The organism is Pseudomonas sp. H9 (assembly GCF_004353925.1).
In the GTDB taxonomy this organism is placed as follows: Bacteria; Pseudomonadota; Gammaproteobacteria; order Pseudomonadales; family Pseudomonadaceae; genus Aquipseudomonas.
The window spans coordinates 146676-167375 of the sequence record NZ_SMOK01000021.1; the positions used below are offsets into that span (position 1 = coordinate 146676).

Annotated in this window: 19 protein-coding genes and 1 pseudogene; 8 read left to right on the top strand and 12 right to left on the bottom strand. The window is 58.8% G+C overall.

Features of this window, described 5'->3' with window-relative positions:
• Positions 1 to 20 precede the first annotated feature (20 nt).
• The 5 genes from pcaF to pcaR form a co-directional block, all read right to left on the bottom strand.
• A complete protein-coding gene (pcaF, locus tag E1573_RS16815; protein ID WP_177494590.1) occupies positions 21 to 1226 on the bottom strand; it encodes a 3-oxoadipyl-CoA thiolase in 1206 nt (401 codons plus the stop codon).
• Positions 1223 to 2002 (bottom strand): CoA-transferase subunit beta, encoded by a 780-nt coding sequence (locus tag E1573_RS16820; RefSeq protein WP_133215703.1) that lies wholly within the window; start codon positions 2000 to 2002, stop codon positions 1223 to 1225. The genes pcaF and E1573_RS16820 overlap by 4 nt, the downstream gene beginning before the upstream one ends.
• Positions 1999 to 2859, bottom strand: coding sequence for a CoA transferase subunit A (locus tag E1573_RS16825; RefSeq protein WP_133215705.1), 861 nt, complete (start codon positions 2857 to 2859; stop codon positions 1999 to 2001). Before E1573_RS16825 ends, E1573_RS16820 begins: the two co-directional genes overlap by 4 nt.
• 224 nt (positions 2860 to 3083) lie before the next feature.
• Positions 3084 to 4430, bottom strand: coding sequence for an MFS transporter (locus E1573_RS16830; RefSeq protein ID WP_133215707.1), 1347 nt, complete (start codon positions 4428 to 4430; stop codon positions 3084 to 3086).
• 159 nt (positions 4431 to 4589) lie between these two features.
• Positions 4590 to 5465, bottom strand: coding sequence for a pca regulon transcriptional regulator PcaR (pcaR, locus tag E1573_RS16835; protein WP_177494588.1), 876 nt, complete (start codon positions 5463 to 5465; stop codon positions 4590 to 4592).
• Positions 5466 to 6084: 619 nt separating this feature from the next.
• On the opposite strand from pcaR, the gene E1573_RS16840 reads away from it, so the two are divergent.
• Together E1573_RS16840 and E1573_RS16845 are read left to right on the top strand one after the other, a co-directional pair.
• Positions 6085 to 6285 carry a hypothetical protein gene (locus tag E1573_RS16840; protein WP_133215708.1) on the top strand — a complete coding sequence of 67 codons (201 nt, stop codon included), beginning with the start codon at positions 6085 to 6087 and terminating at the stop codon, positions 6283 to 6285.
• A 330-nt stretch (positions 6286 to 6615) separates the two neighbouring features.
• The gene (locus E1573_RS16845) at positions 6616 to 8088 is read left to right on the top strand and encodes an inorganic phosphate transporter (RefSeq protein WP_133215709.1); all 1473 of its coding nucleotides are present in this window, start codon (positions 6616 to 6618) and stop codon (positions 8086 to 8088) included.
• 125 nt (positions 8089 to 8213) lie between these two features.
• Here the strand turns inward: E1573_RS16845 and E1573_RS16850 are convergent, their stop codons facing one another.
• On the bottom strand, positions 8214 to 9698 hold the full coding sequence (locus E1573_RS16850; RefSeq protein WP_133215710.1) for a helicase HerA-like domain-containing protein: 1485 nt from the start codon (positions 9696 to 9698) through the stop codon (positions 8214 to 8216).
• A 226-nt stretch (positions 9699 to 9924) separates the two neighbouring features.
• On the opposite strand from E1573_RS16850, the pseudogene E1573_RS27255 reads away from it, so the two are divergent.
• The 4 genes and pseudogenes from E1573_RS27255 to E1573_RS16865 all read left to right on the top strand — a co-directional run.
• Positions 9925 to 10890, top strand: a pseudogene (locus tag E1573_RS27255) (cache domain-containing protein); the annotation flags it as partial.
• A gap of 93 nt (positions 10891 to 10983) precedes the next feature.
• Entirely contained in the window at positions 10984 to 11748 is a 765-nt protein-coding gene (locus E1573_RS27260; protein ID WP_371925179.1) for a methyl-accepting chemotaxis protein, read from the top strand.
• 143 nt (positions 11749 to 11891) lie between these two features.
• On the top strand, positions 11892 to 13013 hold the full coding sequence (locus E1573_RS16860) for a glycosyltransferase family 1 protein (RefSeq protein ID WP_133215712.1): 1122 nt from the start codon (positions 11892 to 11894) through the stop codon (positions 13011 to 13013).
• The gene (locus E1573_RS16865; RefSeq protein ID WP_133215713.1) at positions 13006 to 13770 is read left to right on the top strand and encodes a DUF2334 domain-containing protein; all 765 of its coding nucleotides are present in this window, start codon (positions 13006 to 13008) and stop codon (positions 13768 to 13770) included. The genes E1573_RS16860 and E1573_RS16865 overlap by 8 nt, the downstream gene beginning before the upstream one ends.
• Here E1573_RS16865 and E1573_RS16870 read toward each other — a convergent pair.
• Positions 13747 to 13941: a hypothetical protein gene (locus E1573_RS16870; protein ID WP_133215714.1), complete on the bottom strand. Its 195-nt coding sequence runs from the start codon at positions 13939 to 13941 to the stop codon at positions 13747 to 13749. The two genes, E1573_RS16865 and E1573_RS16870, sit on opposite strands and share 24 nt — an antisense overlap.
• A 21-nt stretch (positions 13942 to 13962) precedes the next feature.
• Entirely contained in the window at positions 13963 to 14814 is an 852-nt protein-coding gene (purU, locus tag E1573_RS16875) for a formyltetrahydrofolate deformylase (protein WP_028943351.1), read from the bottom strand.
• Positions 14815 to 15128: 314 nt separating this feature from the next.
• Between purU and mvaT the strand changes: the two genes are divergently transcribed.
• The gene (mvaT, locus tag E1573_RS16880; RefSeq protein WP_133215715.1) at positions 15129 to 15506 is read left to right on the top strand and encodes a histone-like nucleoid-structuring protein MvaT; all 378 of its coding nucleotides are present in this window, start codon (positions 15129 to 15131) and stop codon (positions 15504 to 15506) included.
• A gap of 74 nt (positions 15507 to 15580) precedes the next feature.
• On the opposite strand, the gene sbcB is transcribed toward mvaT, so the two are convergent.
• The 3 genes from sbcB to E1573_RS16895 form a co-directional block, all read right to left on the bottom strand.
• Complete coding sequence (gene sbcB / locus E1573_RS16885) at positions 15581 to 17011, bottom strand: exodeoxyribonuclease I (protein ID WP_133215716.1); 1431 nt, start codon at positions 17009 to 17011, stop codon at positions 15581 to 15583.
• 61 nt (positions 17012 to 17072) lie between these two features.
• Complete coding sequence (locus E1573_RS16890; protein ID WP_133215717.1) at positions 17073 to 17432, bottom strand: PilZ domain-containing protein; 360 nt, start codon at positions 17430 to 17432, stop codon at positions 17073 to 17075.
• A 124-nt stretch (positions 17433 to 17556) separates the two neighbouring features.
• Positions 17557 to 17943, bottom strand: coding sequence for a tetratricopeptide repeat protein (locus E1573_RS16895; RefSeq protein ID WP_133215718.1), 387 nt, complete (start codon positions 17941 to 17943; stop codon positions 17557 to 17559).
• A 254-nt stretch (positions 17944 to 18197) separates the two neighbouring features.
• On the opposite strand from E1573_RS16895, the gene pyk reads away from it, so the two are divergent.
• Positions 18198 to 19649: a pyruvate kinase gene (gene pyk, locus E1573_RS16900; protein WP_133215719.1), complete on the top strand. Its 1452-nt coding sequence runs from the start codon at positions 18198 to 18200 to the stop codon at positions 19647 to 19649.
• A gap of 72 nt (positions 19650 to 19721) precedes the next feature.
• Here the strand turns inward: pyk and E1573_RS16905 are convergent, their stop codons facing one another.
• Positions 19722 to 20660, bottom strand: a complete 939-nt coding sequence (locus E1573_RS16905) for an iron-sulfur-binding ferredoxin reductase (protein ID WP_133215720.1) — start codon at positions 20658 to 20660, stop codon at positions 19722 to 19724.
• Positions 20661 to 20700: the final 40 nt, after the last annotated feature.

Consider the following 20700-nt stretch of genomic DNA (forward strand, 5'->3'; position numbering starts at 1 on the left):
GCTCGCCCGGAATCATTGGTTTACACCCGCTCGATGGCCAAGGCCAGGCCCTGGCCTACACCAACGCACATGGTCGCCAGACCTTTGCGACCACCGGACTTCTCCAGTTGATGCATCGCGGTGAGGATCAGACGTGCACCACTCATACCCAACGGGTGGCCCAGAGCAATCGCGCCACCGTTCGGGTTGACCTGCGGTGCATCGTCGGCCAGGCCCAGTTCACGCAGCACCGCCAAGCCCTGGCTGGCGAAGGCTTCATTGAGTTCGATGACATCGAAATCACTGACCGCCACACCCAGACGCTCGGTCAACTTGCGCACCGCAGGCACCGGGCCAATACCCATGACCCGTGGTGCAACACCGGCGCTGGCCATACCCAGTACACGGGCACGTGGCGTCAGACCGTGTTTTTTCACTGCTTCAGCCGAGGCCAGGATCAGTGCTGCTGCACCGTCGTTGACACCCGAGGCATTGCCAGCGGTAACCGTCTTGTCCGGGCCGTTGACCGGCTTCAGACGCGCCAGAGCCTCCAGAGTGGTGTCAGCACGTGGATGCTCATCGTGTTCAACGATGGTCTCGCCTTTTTTATGGGCGATGCGCACCGGTACGATCTCTTCAGCGAAGAAGCCGGCAGCTTGAGCCGCCGCAGTGCGCTGCTGGCTACGCAAGGCGAAAGCGTCCTGGTCGGCACGCGAAACCTGATAATCGTCGGCGACGTTATCAGCGGTCTGCGGCATCGCATCGACACCGTACTGAGCTTTCATCAACGGGTTGATGAAGCGCCAGCCAATGGTGGTGTCTTCCAGCTTCATATTGCGTGAATAAGCGCTGTCAGCCTTGCCCATCACAAATGGAGCACGCGACATCGACTCGACGCCGCCGGCAATCGCCAGTTCCATCTCGCCGCTGGCGATGGCGCGGAAGGCAGTACCGACTGCGTCCATGCCCGAGGCACACAGACGGTTGAGGGTCACCCCTGGCACGCTGTCCGGCAGGCCTGCCAACAGCAGCGCCATACGTGCGACGTTGCGGTTGTCTTCACCGGCCTGGTTGGCGCAACCGAGGAACACTTCGTCCAACTGGTCCCATTGCACTTGCGGGTTGCGTTCGATCAAGGCCTTGATCGGCACCGCCGCCAGGTCATCGGCACGTACACCGGCCAGGGCGCCGCCGAAGCGGCCAATGGGGGTACGAATCGCGTCGCAGATAAAGACGTCACGCATCAGGCTTCTCCTGGCGCTTGGCCGTGAGCGGCTGCCGTGCGGGCTTCCAGATCACGCAGAGCGGTAAGCTCGACGTCGCTCGGAGCCTCGGTGGTCAGCACGGTGTCGGCAAAACGGATGGCCCAGCCAGTGGCCGCAACGATCTGCTCGCGGGTAACACCTGGGTGAATCGAGGTCACCACGAATTCGTTGGTGCCCGCTTCCGGTTCCATGATGCACAGATCGGTAATGATGCCGACCGGCCCTTGACCAGGCAGGCCCAGGCGCTGACGCGAATCACCGCCCTCGCCATGACCGACCGAAGTGATGAAGTCGAGTTTGTCGACGAAGGCACGGTTGGACTGCTTGAGGATGATCAGCACTTGCTTGGCGGAACCGGCAATTTCCGGCGCGCCACCGGCACCCGGCAGGCGCACTTTCGGCTGATGGTAGTCACCCACCACGGTGGTGTTGATGTTGCCGAAGCGGTCAACCTGGGCGGCACCGAGGAAACCCACGTCGATGCGCCCGCCTTGCAGCCAGTAGCGGAAGATCTCACCGGTCGGCACCACGGTGTCTGCGGTTTCGGCCAGCTCGCCGTCACCAATAGACAGCGGCAGCACGCTTGGCTTGGCGCCGATCGGGCCAGATTCATAGATCAGCACCACATCCGGCGAAGAAGTCAGACGGGCCAGGTTGGCCGCCTTGGAAGGCAGGCCGATGCCGACGAAGCACACCGCGCCATTGCGCAGGCGGCGGGCGGCGGCGACGGTCATCATTTCATTAGTGGAGTAGCTCATTGTGCAGCCTCCGAAGCGCTGGCCAGTTTTGCCTTGAATTCTGTGAAGTCGGCGGTGCCGCGAATGTACTCGTCGATCCAGGCAGTGAAGGCTTCACGATTGCGGGCAATCGGGTCCCAGGCCTGGTAGAAACGGTTGTCACGCTCGTAGTAGCCGTGGGCGTACGACGGGTGCGCGCCACCTGGTACCAGACACACAGCCGACAGTGCCCAGGTAGGCAGGACGCAGGCGTTCATCGGTGCATTAAGGTCGTCGACGATTTCCTCGACGGTAACGATGCAACGCTTGGCCGCCAGAGCCGCTTCCTTCTGGACGCCGAGGATGCCCCAAAGCAGCACGTTGCCTTTACGGTCGGCTTTTTGCGCGTGAATCACGGTGACGTCCGGACGTACCGAAGGCACTGCAGCAAGCACCTCACCAGTGAACGGGCAGGTCACGCTCTTGATCAGCGGGTTGACCTTAGGCAAATCGGAGCCGGCGTAGGCACGCAGCACCGCGAATGGCAGGCCCGAGGCACCGGCAACGTAAGCATTGGCCAGGTCAGCGTGGCTGTGTTCTTCGATTTCCATCGGTTGCGGCCACTGCTTTTCAACAGCATCGCGCAGACGGTGCAGCGACCCTACGCCTGGGTTACCGCCCCAAGAGAAAATCAGTTTGCGGGCACACCCGGCGCCGATCAGCTGGTCGTAGATCAGGTCAGGCGTCATGCGTACCAGGGTCAGATCTTTCTTGCCCTGACGAATGATTTCATGCCCGGCGGCAGTTGGAATCAAGTGCGTAAAGCCTTCGAGGGCGACGCTGTCACCGTCGTGGACGAACTGCTTCACGGCGTCGTGGAGCGAGAGGGTTTCAGCCATTGCAGACTCCTGGATATGCTGAGTCGAGGTCGGTGTGCAAGGCGCCTTAGGTGGCGCCGGTAGGACTTCAGATTAAGACGAGGCCAGGAGCGGTACAATCCGATAATCGACTATCTGTTCGATAATCGAACAAATTGTCGCGTGGTAGGAGCGGGCTTGCCCCGCGATAGTGATTCGTCTGTCACATCGCATCGCGGGGCAAGCCCGCTCCTACATCATTCAAATCAAGTCGCGTCAGCGTGACTGACCATGCCTTTAACAATCACCGCCACAGTGGCAAGCCCAGCCGGGATCACCAGCGCCGTCAGCACCTGCTCAAAGTTCCAGCCCAACCCCAGCAGCGTGGCGCCCATCCAGGCACCGAGAATGGCACCGAAACGGCCAATGCCGAGCATCCACGACACACCGGTAGCGCGACCTTGCGTTGGGTAGAAACGTGCCGCCAGCGATGGCATGGCCGATTGCGCCCCGTTGACGCACATACCGGCGATCAGTACCAGCGTGGCGAGCAAGGTAATGTTGCCCAGGCTCTGACCTACCGCGTAGGCAAACACACCGGCCAGCAAATAAAACACCCCAATGACCTTGTGCGGGTTGTAGCGGTCCATGGCCCAGCCCACCGCCACTGCACTGAGCACCCCACCAAACTGGAACAAGGCACCAATAAACGCGGCCTGTTCCATGCTCGCGCCACTGTCACGCATCAGCGTCGGCAGCCAACTGGTGAGCAGGTAGACAATCACCAGGCCCATGAAATAAGTGAGCCACAACAACAAGGTGCCAACGCTATAAGTGCCGGAGAAAATCACCGCAAACACATTGCGCGCCTTGACTGTTTTTTGCTCAGGCACGCTGAAGCTCGACGCCTGGCCAACAATGGCCGGCTGAATGGGTGCCAGGGTCTTACGCACCTTGTCGGCGCCGCGGTTGCGCACCACCAGGTAACGTGCCGACTCCGGCAACCAGGCCATCAGCACCACCGCCAGCAGCAACGGCAGCACACCACCAATCAGCAGCAGGCTATGCCATCCGAAGGCCGGAATCAGCTTGGCCGAAATAAAGCCACCGCCCGCCATACCCAGGTTGAACCCGCAGAACATGCTGGTGACCAGCAACGACTTGTGCCGTTCAGGGGTGTACTCAGACAGCAGCGTGGTGGCATTGGGCATACCGGCGCCCAATCCCAGCCCGGTCAAAAAGCGCAGTACCAACAATTGGTCGACATTCGTGGCGTAAGCCGAGGCCAGGCTGAACGCACCGAACAAGACCACTGCAGCCACCAGCACCAGCTTGCGTCCAAAGCGGTCTGCCAGCGGCCCGGAGCCCAAGGCACCGAACACCATACCGATCAGCGCCGCGCTCATGACCGGGCCCAGGCTGGCGCGGTCGATACCCCAGTCCTGGGACAGCGCCGGGGCAATAAAGCCCATCGCTGCGGTATCCAGGCCATCGAGGAACACAATCAGGAAACACAGGATCACTACGCGCCATTGGTAGCGCGACAGCGGTTGTTCATTAATAAAGGACTGCACATCAAGGCAGTTCCCGACAGCAGCTTGCGGACTGTTCATTATTTTTATCCAGTAGTAGCGCGCATATGTGCGGGGCGCGCGTGAGCGACACAACCGATCAAGGCTGATCGATCGGTGCGAAGGACATTAATAAGAGGTCGAATACTGCGCAATTCGATAAACGCAACACTGTGCGTTTATCGAACAGGAACGTAAATGTCAGGCAAACAGCTGAGCGCTCAGGTCACGACTGGCGGCAAGCATGATCGGCAGAAAGCGTTGTTCAAGCTCGGTGCGGCTGACCCGACCGGCATGGGTACTGACGTTGAGGGCGGCCAATACCTGACCGGATGCATCGTAGACCGGCACGGCAATCGATCGCAGACCTTGCTCCAGTTCCTGATCGACCACGCACCACCCCTGCTGACGGACTTGTTGCAGGCATTCGAGCAGTGCCACCGGGTCATGAATGGTACGACTGGTTTTGGCCTGCAGGTCGGCGTGCTCCAGGTATTCATGAAGGGTGGCATCGTCCAGAGCGGCCAGCAGGATCCGCCCCATAGAAGTGCAATAGGCCGGCAATCGCCCCCCTACCGAAAGATCGACAGAGATCAGCCGCTGCACCGTCGCCGAGCGCGCAATATAAAGAATGTCATCGCCTTCGAGCGTGGCCATGTTACAGGCCTCGTGCAGTTGGTCGCTCATACGGTCCAGGTAAGGCTGGGCCGACACCGCCAATGGCGTGGACGACAAGTACGCGTGCCCCAAGGTCAGTACTTTGGGTAGAAGCGAATAGGTGCGACCGTCAGTGGTGGCGTATCCCAGTTTGATCAAGGTATGCAGACACCGACGAACGGCAGCACGGGGAATTTCCGTACGGTGACTGATCTGCGCGATGGTCAGGTGACGCTTACGCTCCTGGAATGCCTGGACCACCGCCAGGCCACGCGCCAGCGAAGTCATGAAGTCAGGATCACCGGTGAACGCCTGAATGCGCCGGGCCGGTGAAGCAACGATGGGCGGCGCCACCGATGCGAACGAACTGCGCACCTGATCGTTCAATCCGGCCCCTTTGGGCGATGTCTCTTCTGTCATGGTTCACCTCGGCAACACGATCACTAGGGCGATTATCGAACCAACGACCGATAATCGCAATTGACCGCCACCCTCAATTGCTTATACCTTTCCACTGCCACAATGTGGCTTCTTGGAGAGACTGGTCAGGTACCCACCGTAGAAGTCCCAGGCACGGCCTTGCCCCCGAAGCGAGGCCGTTTTTTTCTCCATTCTGCAAGCCAGTAATTCTCTTCACGCGTTGAAGAACTTTTTGATTTGCTTGGCACCAGCGCTTAACTCAGCGGTCAAATAGCGCTGTGCTTTAACAAGCTCGCAACAAAGACCGCTCTTTGTTGTCATTGGCGAAACAACCTGTTTATACAATAGTGCAACTTGCTTGCTATAATCGCGTTCTGACACTTCTGTTCGGTCGGGCTATGTCGGATCCAATCCGCACTCCCTGAAACCGAAGTGGCAGAGCCCGAAGCAAACGTCGTAACAATGAACGATTTATTGTTACACCCGACGTGCATGCAGAACATAGACTGTTGCTGCGACAGTAACTACGCTCTGGTAGCGTAGCCACGTGCATGTTGCGCACTCGCGTAACCGCTGACGCGTTAACGCCAGAGTTTATTCATAACCAACAGGTAGCACTGTGACGAAAGACGAACTGCGCGCAGAACTTGAGCGCCAGGAACAACGTTACAAGGAAGTTTACGGCGGGGAAGTCACCACCTACGCCGCCCAACCCGACCCAGAGCGCAAGCCCTGGCGTAAACGCGCAAGCATTCTTGACCAGGCATTCGCCCAGGAACTGCAAAAAATCGAAAAAGAACTCAAGGCGGACGAGCCCTGAAACCGACTCGTCCTTGCGCCGTGACGGCCGGATGAGCGGTACTTGAGAAAGTTCGGATAGGGCTGATCGTTACAGCCCTACCGCGAGTGGTAACGGATTCTCACAAATTTCATACGCATGTTTGAATTTTTCATTCGTCATGCGACTTTCGGTAAATCCTTAAATTTTCTGGATTTTTACCGATTTTAGCTGAGTTTTCCGTAGCCTTTTCCGGCACATGCCTTCCTGAAAAAGTCATGGGGCAGCCGGAACCGGTCAGCGGCAGGTGCATCGATTAGCAGGGATTTCTGGCATAATCGCGCCCCCTTATGACCGGGTCAGAAAACCTTCATGATCGATTTATTCAGCGGACTTGATGCCTGGGTACTGGTGAGCCTCGTGCTTGCTTTGACCTTCGTACTCGCCTTCGAGTTCATTAATGGCTTTCATGACACCGCTAACGCGGTAGCTACAGTCATTTATACCAAAGCCATGCCCCCTCACCTGGCGGTGTTCTTTTCCGGGGTGTTCAACTTCCTCGGTGTGCTGCTCGGCGGCGTCGGCGTGGCTTACGCCATCGTTCACCTGCTGCCGGTAGAACTGCTAATCAATGTGAATACCGGCCATGGTTTGGCTATGGTGTTCTCCTTGCTGGCCGCCGCCATCGCCTGGAACCTGGGCACCTGGTACTTCGGTATTCCAGCGTCCAGTTCCCACACCCTGATCGGTTCGATCCTCGGTGTTGGCCTGGCCAACGCCCTGATCAGCGACATTCCACTGGGTGACGGCGTCAACTGGCAAAAGGCAGTCGATATCGGCGTGTCCCTGCTGCTTTCGCCCATGGCTGGCTTTGCCGTTGCTGCCCTGGTGCTGTTGGGGCTGAAATGGTGGCGCCCACTGTCGAAGATGCACAAAACGCCTGAACAGCGTCGCAAACTCGACGACAAGAAGCACCCACCGTTCTGGAACCGCCTGGTGCTGGTTATGTCGGCAATGGGCGTCAGCTTCGTGCATGGCTCCAACGATGGTCAGAAAGGTATCGGCCTGATCATGCTGGTACTGATCGGTATCGTTCCATCGCAGTTCGTACTCGACCTGAACAGCACGACCTATCAGATCGAGCGTACCCGCGACGCAACCCTGCACCTGAGCCAGTTCTATCAGCGCAACGAAGCCACCCTGGGTGAGTTCCTGGCGCTGGGCAAAGCCAAGAATGGCGACCTGCCAGAGCAGTTCAGCTGCAACCCGCAGCAAACCGAGCCGACCATCGCAGCCTTGCTCAAGTCGCTTGAAGGTGTAACCGAGTACCGCTCGTTGACCCCGGAAAAGCGTGTTGAAGTACGTCGTTACCTGCTCTGCCTGGACGACACGGCGAAGAAAGTTGGCAAGCTGCCAGGCCTGCAAGCCCGTGAAAAGGCCGACCTGGACAAACTGCGCAAAGACCTGACCGCCACCACCGAGTACGCTCCGTTCTGGGTGATTCTCGCGGTCGCCCTGGCCTTGGGCCTGGGTACCATGGTTGGCTGGAAACGTGTGGTACTGACCATCGGTGAGAAAATCGGCAAGCAGGGCATGACCTATGCCCAGGGCATGTCGGCCCAGATCACCGCAGCCTGCGCCATCGGCATGGCCAACATCTTCAGCCTGCCAGTATCGACCACCCACGTATTGTCGTCGGGTGTGGCCGGTACGATGGTCGCTAACAAGAGCGGCCTGCAAGGCGGCACCGTCAAGACCATCCTGCTGGCCTGGGTCCTGACCCTGCCTGCAACGGTAGCCCTGTCGGCGGGCCTGTTCTGGATTGCGACCAAGTTCATCGTCTGAACCAGACTGCAGTAAAAAAGGCGCCTTCAGGCGCCTTTTTTATACCGGTAGGAGCGGGCTTGCCCCGCGATAGGATGTAACTGAAAGAACGCAATCGCGGGGCAAGCCCGCTCCCACAAAAAAGGCTAGCGGCGCTTGCTGCTGCCCAGTAACGAGCCCATCAAGCCGCGCACCAACTGGCGTCCAAACTGGTTAGCCGCCTGGCGCATGGCAGACTTGATCGCCTGCCCTGCCGCACTTTGCAGAAACTCCCCAGCCTTGTCAGCAAGGCTCTCCTCGGCAGCTGCCGGCGGCGGTGCCTGCTCAGGCTGCGCCACACCGCCCTTGCGAGCGTTGAGCATTTCATAGGCCGACTCACGGTCTACCGGTTTGTCATAGCGCCCGGCCAACGGCGACGCGGCAATCAGGGCTGAACGCTCTGCCTCGCTCAACGGCCCGATGCGTGACTGCGGCGGCGCGATCAACACACGCTGGACCATGCCCGGCGTGCCCTTCTCCTGCAACGTCCCCACCAACGCCTCACCAATGCCAAGCTCGGTCAGTACGCTTAAGGTGTCAAAATCGGGGTTAGGACGGAAACCCTCGGCCACAGCCTTCAGCGATTTCTGCTCCTTGGCCGTAAACGCTCGCAATCCATGCTGAATACGCAAGCCCAGTTGTGCCAGGACATCATCCGGCAAGTCGCTTGGCGACTGGGTGACAAAATACACACCCACGCCCTTGGAGCGAATCAGCCGAACGACCTGCTCCAGACGGTCCTGCAAAGCTTTGGGCGTACCGTTGAACAGCAGGTGCGCTTCATCGAAAAACAGTGCCAGTAGTGGCTTGTCGGCATCCCCCCGCTCCGGGAGCTGTTCAAACAGTTCAGCCAGCAACCACAAAAGGAAGGTCGCATAGACCTTGGGCGCCTCGTGCACCAGGCGACTGGCATCCAGCAGATGAATACGGCCACGGCCGTCGGCATCCGGGCGCAATAGATCTTCCAGCTGCAAGGCCGGTTCACCGAACAAGGCTTCGGCCCCCTGCTGCTCCAGCGTCGCCAGCCGCCTCAGCAGGGCCTGGCTGGAGCCGGTGGTCATCAACGCGCTGTCTTCGCCGAGCAGTTGCGGGTTGTCCTTGAGGTGCGCCAGCAACGCTTTGAGGTCCTTGATATCAAGCAACAGCAAGCCTTCGCGATCAGCGACCTTGAACGCGGCATACAGTGCAGCCTGTTGACTGTCGGTCAACTCCAGCAGGTTGCCCAGCAGCAGCGGGCCCATTTCGCTGAGCGTGGTGCGCAAGGGATGACCGGACTGCCCATGAATATCCCACAGGCTGACTGGATAAGCCTGCGGCTGATGCCCGAGCCAAGGCATACCGGCGATGCGCTCAGCCACTTTACCTTGCGGGTTGCCCACCGCGCCCAGACCGCACAGATCACCTTTGACGTCAGCGGCGAACACCGCCACGCCTGCATCGCTAAAGGCCTCGGCCATGTGTTGCAGGGTCACGGTTTTACCCGTACCGGTGGCACCGGCAACCAGACCATGGCGGTTGGCCAGTCGCATGGCTTGAGCGACTGGCTGTCCGGCCAGATCGGCCCCGAGAATGAACTGCGAAGAGTCAGGCATGTTTTTTCACCCTCTGTTTAAGCTTTGAAACAATTCGGCCGATATCTCATTAGCGATAGACCACCAGAAAGACAGGATAAGCCCAACAAGGAAAGAGGACCTGCACTGCTTTCAAACTGTTCTTTGTGCGAACGACCCGGATAACAAAACCTTAGCGGACCAACACGTTATGAACAAAAGCCTCCGATTCAGCCACAAGATCCTTCTGGCCGCTTCTCTGATCGTCATGATCGCATTCACGCTGTTTACGCTGTACAACGATTACCTGCAGCGTAATGCGATTCGCGAAGATCTGGAAAGTTATCTCGCACAGATGGGTGATACCACATCAACCAACATTAAAAACCTGTTTGATGGACGCATTTTGCTGGTACAAAACGTGGCGCAGAACATTGCCGCGTTCCCTGATGCTGAAAATGTTGGCACCCTGTTGGGCCAACAAGCTCTGGTGTCGAGTTTCCTGACCGTGTACCTGGGTGACGTCAATGGTGGTTTCACCATTCGCCCACAAACCAAGATGCCCGATGGCTACGACCCGCGTGTTCGCCCTTGGTACAAAGATGGCCTGGCCGCCAATGGCCCGATCCTGACCGAGCCGTACATTGACGTCAGCACCGGCAAAATGGTGATTTCGGTGGTGGCCACAGCTGCGCGCAACGTCGGCGTGGTCGGCGGTGACCTGGCGCTGGATGGCCTGACCGAAATCATCAACTCGCTGAACTTCGGCGGCATGGGCTATGCCTTTCTGGTCAACGACCAGGGCAAGATCCTGGTGCACCCCGACAAAAATCTGGTCATGAAGTCGCTGTCTGACCTGTACCCACAAAACACCCCGCGCCTGAGCAAGGATTTGAGTGAGATTGAAGTCAACGGTGAAACACGCCTGTTGACCTTTGCGCCGGTCAAAGGCTTGCCCTCAGCCAACTGGTACATCGGCCTGTCTGTCGACAAAGACAAAGCCTATGCAATGCTGAGCAAGTTCCGCACCTCGGCGGTGATTGCCACCCTGGTTGCCGTGGTCATCATCATTGCCCTGCTCGGCCTGTTGATCCGCGTACTGCTGCAGCCACTGCACACCATGACCCGCGCCATGGAAGACATTGCCCAAGGTGAAGGTGACCTGACCAAACGCTTGACCCTGCACAGCCAGGACGAGTTCGGCGTACTGGGCAAGGCCTTCAACCACTTCGTCGAGCGCATTCACAGTTCGATCCGTGAAGTGTCTTCGGCCACCGAGCAGGTCAACGAAGTGGCCCTGAGGGTGGTCAGTGCCTCCAACTCCTCGATGGTCAACTCCGACGAACAGTCCAACCGCACCAACAGCGTGGCGGCCGCCATCAACCAGCTTGGCGCTGCGGCCCAGGAAATTGCCCACAACGCCGCCCAGGCCTCGCAGCAGGCCAGCTCGGCTCGACACCTGGCAGAAGAAGGCCAGCAGGTGGTTGATCGCAGCATTGCGGCCATGAACCGCCTGTCGGATCTGATCTGCACGTCCAGCTCGCATATCGAGACGCTGAACAGCAAAACCGTGAATATCGGCCAGATCCTCGAAGTGATCACCAGCATCTCCCAGCAAACCAACCTGCTGGCGCTCAACGCCGCAATCGAAGCGGCCCGGGCCGGTGAAGCCGGTCGCGGATTCGCGGTGGTCGCCGATGAGGTCCGTAACCTTGCACACCGCACACAAGAGTCGGCCCAGCAGGTTCAGAACATGATCGAAGAGTTGCAGATCGGTGCCCGCGAGTCGGTCGATACCATGGGCCAAAGCCAGCGTCACAGCCAGGACAGCGTCGAGATTGCCAACCAGGCTGGTGAACGTCTGGGCAGCGTCACCCTGCGAATCGGCGAGATCGACGGTATGAACCAATCGGTGGCCACCGCCACTGAGGAGCAAACTGCAGTGGTCGACTCGATCAACATGGACATCAACGAGATCAACATGCTTAACCAGGAAGGGGTCGAGAACCTGCAGTCGACCCTGCGCGCCTGCGCCGACCTTGAGCAACAGGCCAGCCGCCTGAAACAACTGGTCGGTAGCTTCCGCATCTGAGTACCGAAGGCAGCGGCCCGTGCCGCTGCCCCTCCCCTCGCAACACGATCGAACAAACTATCCTTTATAGAGGTCAACCTTAGGGCGCGTCGTACGGTGTAAGCCATCACCGCACGACACACCCTGAAGACGATCTCGGAGGGATGCTGATCGTGCACATCGCTGACATCACTATGTTCTATGCCCCCGCCAGCGGCGGCGTGCGTACTTATCTTGATGCCAAACATCGCCGACTGGGACAGACCCAAGGTGTCCGACACAGCCTGTTGATCCCAGGCGCATCTCCTCATCACGCCAACGGTGTCTACCAGGTACCGGCACCCGCGCTGCCGTTTGGAAATGGCTATCGTTTTCCACTGCGCCTGGCGCCCTGGTGCCAGATGCTTGAGGAACTGCAGCCAGATCTGATCGAAGTCGCCGACCCTTACCTGACCGCCTGGGCAGCACTGGACGCGAGCCGCCAGCTCGATATACCGGTCATCGGTTTCTACCATTCCGACCTGCCGCTGCTGGTCAGCAATCGTATGGGTAACTGGTTCACCCCCAATGTCGAAGCCTATGTCAGCAAGCTGTATGGCAATTTCGACCGGGTGCTGGCGCCAAGCCAGGTCATGGCCAACAAACTGCGCCGCCTGGGTATCAGCAATGTGCATGTTCAGCGCCTTGGCGTAGACCTGAACACCTTTCATCCACGACACCGCGACCCAATGCTGCGCCGGCAATTGCACATTGCCGACAGCACACACCTGCTGGTGTTTGCCGGCCGCGGTTCACGGGAAAAAAACCTGCCGGTGCTGCTCGACTGCATGCAACACCTGGGTAAGCACTACCACTTGTTGCTGCTGGGTTCGCACATGCCTTCCAACGTACCGGGCAATGTCAGCGTCATCGACCATTTCTGCCCGTCCAGCGAAGTCGCCCGCTTGCTGGCCAGCGCGGACGCCCTGGTGCACGCAGGTGATCAGGAAACCTTCGGCCTGGTCATTGTTGAAGCCATGGCCAGCGCGATTCCTGTGGTTGCGGTGAACGCAGGTGCATTCAAAGAGATTCTCGACGAGCGTTTTGGTCGTCTGTGCACGCCCAATGACGGCCAGGCGATGGCCCGGGCGGTACGCGAAGTATTCGAAGACGCCCCCCAAAGGCTTGGCCTGCAAGCGCGCAGGCATGTCGAGCAACACTATGCCTGGGACAGCGTGGTCAACGGCCTGTTGGCTCACTACCGGGCGGTGCTGGGCTATGAGCTGCCGGTACGGATCCATGCCTGAGCACAGTGCAAGCCCGCCATCCCCGCAAAGCCTGCTACTGGTACTGCACGACGTAGCACCGCACACCTGGCCGGATTACCAGGCGTTCGTCGAAGCAGTGGATGCCTTGGGCGAGATTCCCATGACCTGGCTGGTGGTACCCGATTTTCACAAACGCGACCCGTTGGCAGCAGCGACTGGCTTTCGCCAGATGCTTGAGCGACGCCTGCAGCGCGGCGATGAACTGGTCCTGCATGGCTTCTACCACATCGATGACAGCCCTCCACCGCGCTCAGTGCGAGACTACTTCATGCGACGTATCTATACCCATGAGGGCGAGTTCTACCGCTTGGATCAGGCCACCGCACTGCAACGCCTTGAAGAGGGAATAGCGTTGTTCCGCCGCTTTGACTGGCCACTGGCGGGCTTCGTTGCCCCGGCCTGGCTAATGAGCCCAGGCACACGTCAGGCACTGAAGACCCTGCCCTTGCAGTACACCAGCGACCCACAGCATTTCTATCGGCTGCCGGACTTCACCCCGATAGCCGCTCCAGGCTTGGTCTGGAGTGCACGCAGCCATTGGCGCCGCAGCGTGTCCAAGGTCGTCTGTGAACTACAGGTTTCCCGCTTGCACAGCGCCCCTGTGATACGCCTGGGCCTGCATCCGGTGGATATGCGCCATAGTGCTTCCCGGCACTACTGGATGCACACATTACAAGCGCTGTTACGCCAAGGGCGAACACCGCTGACCAAATCAGCCTGGTTGGCCGGCCGTTGAATCAGGCTCGGGGACTGCGCCTGGCGGATGCAGCTGCTCCCAAAGCGCGACGGCACCGGGGAAGTCGGTACCGTCATCGTTGCTCAATGCTTCGGGATCGAACCGGCTCAGGCAGCCCTCACCCAGGACGGGCGGAGCTTTGGAGGTTGCCTTGTCGAAGGGATCGGCCATGCTGCAACCTCCTCACACGGTTTAGTTGAAAACCACCGTCTTGTTGCCATGCACCAGCACACGGTCTTCCAGGTGATAGCGCAAGCCGCGCGCCAGTACCATCTTCTCGACATCACGGCCAAAGCGAACCATGTCTTCGATGCTGTCACTATGGCTGACCCGAACAACGTCCTGCTCGATGATCGGACCGGCGTCCAGCTCTTCAGTGACGTAGTGGCAAGTGGCACCAATCAGTTTCACACCGCGCAACGATGCTTGATGATAAGGCTTGGCACCGACAAACGAAGGCAGGAAGCTGTGGTGAATATTGATCACCTGCTGGGCATATTCCTGGCACAGTTGCGGTGGCAGGATCTGCATGTAGCGCGCCAGTACCACCACATCGGCACCGTGCTCTTTGACCAGTCGCGAGACTTCGGCAAATGCCGGTTGTTTATCCTGTGGATCGACCGGTACATGGAAGAATGGAATACCGTGCCACTCGACCATGCTGCGCAAGTCGTTGTGGTTGGAGATAACGCAGGGAATATCGCAATCCAGTTCCTTGGCGTGCCAGCGGTGCAGCAAGTCAGCCAGGCAGTGAGACTCACGGCTGGCCATCAGCACCACGCGCTTTTTCTGGTCGGTATCGGTGATACGCCAGACCATGGAAAACTCTTCAGCAATCGGGGCAAACGCTTCGCGGAATGCCTCAATACCAAAGGGCAGGGTTTGCGCGCGGATTTCGTGACGCATGAAGAACCAACCGCTCTGCTCATCGGAGTGATGGCTCGCTTCGTTGATCCAGCCGTTATAGGACGCCAGGAAATTACTGACTTTGGCGACGATGCCAACGCGGTCGGGGCAAGCAATCACCAGCCGATAGGTGCGCATGAATGAGACTCCAGATACTTCGCAAAGGCGCTCATTCTAACGAGTGCCCGGAAAAACTGCAGTAGGCAATGCATACATCCTGTCGTACCTGCCAGGATTACCTGAGTAGCGGCTGCAGCCCGCGTTGATTGGGCTACGGCGCAAATTTAACTGAGCTTTGCCAGTGTTAGTTTGTAAATTTTTTTTTATACAATTTATCCAATCGCTTTAACCAATGAGCTAATTATTGCCAAGTTTAATGTTTACTTGGCAGTACGCTCTGACTATTATTGCCTCACTGTCTACCTGATACCCCCATTTCCAAGGATCATCCAATGTCCCTGATCAACGAATATCGCGCTACAGAAGAAGCCATCAAAGAACTGCAAGCTCGCCTGGCAAACCTGTCGAACGACGACAAGCTGAAGAAAGAGCTGGAGTTCGAAGGCAAGCTGCGCAACCTGATGGGCGAATACCAGAAGTCGCTGCGCGATATCATTGCTCTGCTCGACCCAGACGCTAAATCGAGCAAAGCCCCACGTGGCGCAGTTAAAACCACTGGCACCAAGCGCGCGCGCAAGGTCAAGCAATACAAAAACCCGCACAACGGTGAAATCATCGAAACCAAAGGCGGCAACCACAAAACCCTGAAAGAGTGGAAAGCCAAGTGGGGTGGCGATGTGGTTGAAGGCTGGGCAACCCTGCTGGGTTAATTAGCCATCGCTGCCACAGCGATTGCAAAGATGAAAAAAACGCCAGCTTGCTGGCGTTTTTTTTTGAACGTTGTTTATATCCCCAGTTGCACCTTCAACCCCTGAACATGTGTACGCCATTGCCCCAGCAATTCGCGCTGGCCTGCAGTGGCCTGGTCCCAGTAGCCTTGCAGCGCCTGCTCAAAGTCGCCGACGGTGTTAGGCGCCCCCATTACCGGATCAGTCAGGCGTTGCCGGCAGAACTGCTTCCAACGCTGCAGTTCTTCCTCATTCAAGGTTTCAATGAAATTGCGTGCACGGTAGCGAAACAACAGTTCAGGCAATCGCTCATCGTCGAACATCCAGTGCCCCTGCCCTAACTGCCGTGGCTCGACACTGCGCACTTGCTCACACAAGCGTCTGTCTCGATCTCCAATAAAGCCGTCATACAATTGCTGCTCAGGATCTTCACAAGGAGCAAATTCCTCCTCACTGTAAAGGGTCTGTAATTTGTCTTGCCAAATCGCCTGCTCGGCTATCAAGCGGGAAGCCCGCACTTCAAACAAGGACATATCCAGCCCCAGGCGTTGCTGATCTTGCGCTCGCAATACATTAAGTGGCGCAACAACCGGACAACGATTGATATGCACCAACTTCAAGGGCACGGGCAACTGCCCTTGGGCCATATCTTCGCGCCGTGTGTATAAACGCTGACGCAGCACATCAGCGGGCTCCTGCAATAAGGGTTGTGGGTCCATGCCCAGATCACAAACTATCAAGGCATTACGATTACGTGGGTGCCATGCCAACGGCAGGACAACGCCCAGATAATTGCGCTCGGCCGAGAAACGTCCGGAAATATGTACCAGTGGCTGCAGCAATCGGATTTGCTCCATCACCTTGTGTTTACTGCGCAACTGAAACAACCAGTCATACAGTTTCGGTTGTTTCTCCCGAATCAATCGAGCGAGCGCAATAGTGGCTCGCACATCGCTAAGTGCTTCATGGGCCTGGCCATGATCGATGCCGTTAGCGGCCGTCAACAACTCCAGACGTAGACTGGTGCGCCCTTCCTGCTGCGGCCATACGATGCCATCTGGGCGCAAGGCAAAGGCGGCGCGCACCACATCAATCAGGTCCCAGCGGCTGTTGCCACCTTGCCACTCCCGGGCGTACGGATCGAAGAAATTCCGATACAGGCTGTAGCGAGTCACTTCATCGTCAAACCGCAAGCTGTTATAGCCGGCACCACAGGTGCCAGGGCGGGCCAGTTCGGCGTGTACCCGCGTCATGAACTCGGCTTCGCATAAGCCCTGGCTGGCCAACTGTGCCGGGGTAATCCCCGTCACCAGGCACGCCGCTGGGTGCGGCAGGATGTCATCACTGGGTTGGCAGTAGAAATTGATGGGTGCCTCGATCTCGTTGAGGTCGAGATCAGTGCGCACGCCGGCTACTTGCAGCGGTCGGTCATTGCGCGGGTTGATACCGGTGGTTTCATAGTCGTGCCAGAAAATGCTGGTGCTCACGGGGCCGTCCTGAACAGAAGATCGCTCAGAGTCTAGGGCTACTCGCCAGCCATCACCAGCCTCATGCCGAGGCCCCCAACGGATAGAAGCTGAAATAGTTACGCAGGGCTCGTACCAGTTGCGCGTACTCGTAGGGCGCCTGCAACAACATGAAACCAGAGTCGTAGTGCCCGGGAGTCTCATCCTCGTGGCACCACAGGCAACTGGCAGTCAGGTTGATCAGGTGCAAGCCGCCGCTGCGCCCAATCACTTTCAGTTGCAGTTCGTAATCCGGGCCGACCAGCATCGGCAACTGGCTGATCAGCATCAGGCCGTCTTCAGACACATTACCCAGGTAACCAATCGGCTGGTCGGTGTAGCGGTTGAAGACTTTGAGGAAGTAAGGGAGCTGATGACGCTCGATGTGGCGCTCGTCAATCATGATCGGAATCGCTGTCGGAGACCCTTTAGCAGGGCCGCGCTAGTGCTGCGGGTGTGCGTATGTTGCAGTTATAAGATTAGCGCAACCTGCCCTTTACGTCACAATCACCCCGAGCTCTTTGGTATTAACGCCAAGGTGTGGTGGAGGTCGGCCGGGCAATGGCTGCTTCACCGCTGCGATAGTGGCCCAGTTGCTCAAGGGTCTGCAGACGGGCGCGGGCGCGGTAAGCGTACTCATTTTGCGGGTAACGCTCGATTAAATACCGGTAGGTCTGTGCGGCATCGACATAGAGCTTCTGACGTTCGAGGCACTGGCCACGCAGCATCGACACTTCCGGGTGGATGAACGGCCGTGCACGACTGGTGCGGTCAACCTGCGATAGCTCAAGCATGACCTGCTCACAGTTGCCGCGGTCATAGGCTCGGTAGGCGTTGTTCAGGTGGTGGTCCATCGACCAGCGGGTGCAACCGACGACAGTGGTCGCCAGGGCTAGAACGATTAAGGCTCGCATGGGGGGATCTCCTGTATTGAGCAGTTTATCGGCCCTGCCTGCAAAATCTATAGCCAACAGTCTCGGTGGGAGCGGGCTTGCCCCGCGACTTCGGCCTGTCAGGCACATCGCATCGCGGGGCAAGCCCGCTCCCACAGCAAGCCCCCACTGGTTCAAATGCTGCCTCTCTCGCACAACAGGTAGTGCAAAGGAACAATGACTACAGCGAATTTCCAGAGTAGCCTTTCGCTGCGCTTCAATATAGGAGTCTGTGCATGACCATCCGCCGTACCAAAATCGTCGCCACCCTTGGCCCCGCCAGCAACTCGCCGCAAGTTATCGAACAGCTGATCCTTGCCGGCCTGGATGTCGCTCGCCTGAACTTCTCCCACGGCACGCCCGATGAGCACAAGGCCCGCGCGTGCCTGATCCGCGATATCGCGGCAAAGCTGGGTCGCCACGTAGCACTGCTCGGTGACCTGCAAGGCCCGAAAATCCGTATCGCCAAATTCGCCAACAAGCGCATCGAACTGAAAGTCGGTGATCGCTTCACCTTCTCTACCGCCCACCCGTTGACCGAAGGCACTCAGGAAATCGTCGGTATCGACTATCCAGACCTGGTCAAAGACTGCGGCGTCGGTGACGAGTTGCTGCTCGACGACGGCCGCGTGGTCATGCGTGTAGAAACTGCCACCAGCGACTCCCTGCACTGCTCGGTACTGATCGGCGGCCCGCTGTCCGACCACAAAGGTATCAACCGCAAAGGTGGCGGCCTGACGGCCCCGGCACTGACCGAAAAAGACAAGGCCGACATCAAGCTGGCTGCCGAAATGGACCTGGACTACCTGGCCGTTTCCTTCCCGCGTGACGCCTCGGACATGGAATACGCCCGTCGTCTGCGCGACGAAGCTGGCGGCAGCGCCTGGCTGGTGGCCAAGATCGAACGTGCAGAAGCGGTAGCCGACGACGAAACCCTCGACGGCCTGATCGCCGCCAGTGACGCGGTCATGGTTGCCCGTGGAGACCTGGGCGTTGAAATCGGCGATGCCGAGCTCATCGCAATCCAGAAAAAGATCATCCAGCACGCCCGTCGCAACAACAAGGCTGTGATCGTCGCCACGCAGATGATGGAGTCGATGATCCAGAATCCGATGCCGACTCGCGCCGAAGTGTCTGACGTGGCCAACGCCGTGCTCGACAACACCGACGCGGTCATGCTGTCGGCTGAAAGCGCCGCCGGTGCCTACCCGATCGAAGCCGTCCAGGCCATGGCGCGCATCTGCCAGGGTGCTGAAAAACACCCGACCAGCCAGAAGTCCAGCCACCGTCTGCACACCACCTTCGAGCGTTGCGACGAAAGCATCGCCCTGGCGGCCATGTACACCGCCAACCACTTCCCCGGCGTCAAGGCGATCATTGCCCTCACCGAAAGTGGTTACACCCCGCTGATCATGTCGCGTCTGCGCTCTTCGGTGCCGATCTTCGCGCTGTCGCCGCACCGCGCTACCCAGGCTCGCGCTTCGATGTTCCGCGGCGTCTACCCGATTGCCTTCGACCCGGCTGCACTGCCGCCGGAAAAAGTCAGCCAAGCTGCCGTCGATGAGTTGCTCAAACGTGGCATGGTCCAACCGGGCGACTGGGTGATCCTGACCAAAGGTGACAGCTACCACACCATCGGTGGCACCAACGGCATGAAAATCCTGCACGTGGGTGATTCGCTGGTCTGACCCCACATGCCCGCTCCTACCTGTGGGAGCGGGCTTGCCCCGCGAAGCGGTGTAGCTGACAGCCCGCTCCTACTAGGCATGTTCGTTGAAAATGTCGGCAAACAACTGATTGCGCGGCAACCCGGCCAGAAAAAGCCGACGGGAAAACTGCTCGACACTCACCGGTGAACCACAGACCAGGGCGACCGTTTGCCGTGATTGCAACCGCAGCGCAGCCAGAGCCTGGGGCAATTCCTGCGCAGTCAACAGTTCGACCTGCAGCTGGGCATGGCGCTCGGCAAGCACATTCAACTCACTGGCCAAGTAGTGCTCCTGACGGTCATGAGCCAGGTGCAACACACGAATCGGGCCCAGGTGCTGCTGACGCAACGCCTCACGCAAAATCCCCCACAAAGGTGCCAACCCGGTGCCAGCCGCCAATAACCACAGCGGCCGCTCCTGCCAGTCGGCATCATAGTGCAGCGCCCCGCCACGCAACTCACCCAAGCGCAACACATCCCCCTGCTGCAGCTGGCGTGCCGCATCACAAAACGCACCCGCCTGGCGGCAATCGAGATGAAACTCGAGAAAGCGCTCCTCGTCGGGCAGGCTGGCCAACGAGTAAGGGCGCGCCACACCACTGGCATTCCACAGCACCAGATGCTGACCAGCCCGGTAACGCAGTGGGCGTTCGGCGTGCAGGCGCAAGCGCAGCACATTCGCGCTCAGCCAGTCATGCCCCAATACGCTTGCCGCAATGCCGTCGCGCAGCGGATCGAACAGCTCAACCTGCAGATCCGATTCGACCCGGCACTGGCAGGACAAGCGCCAACCCGACTGCCGTTGCTGTTCACTCAGGGCTTCGGGCCGCGCATCCTGCGGCTGCCCGTGCAGACAACGCACCAGACAGGCATGACAACTGCCCGCACGGCAGCTGTACGGCACCGAAAGCCCTGCCGCATTCAGGGCATCAAGCAGATTGCTGCCCGCTGCCACCGTCCATTGCCGCTCGCCCACCCGCAACTCCGGCATCAATGCTCTCCCAAACCGTCAGACCGCCAGTTTTGCATAT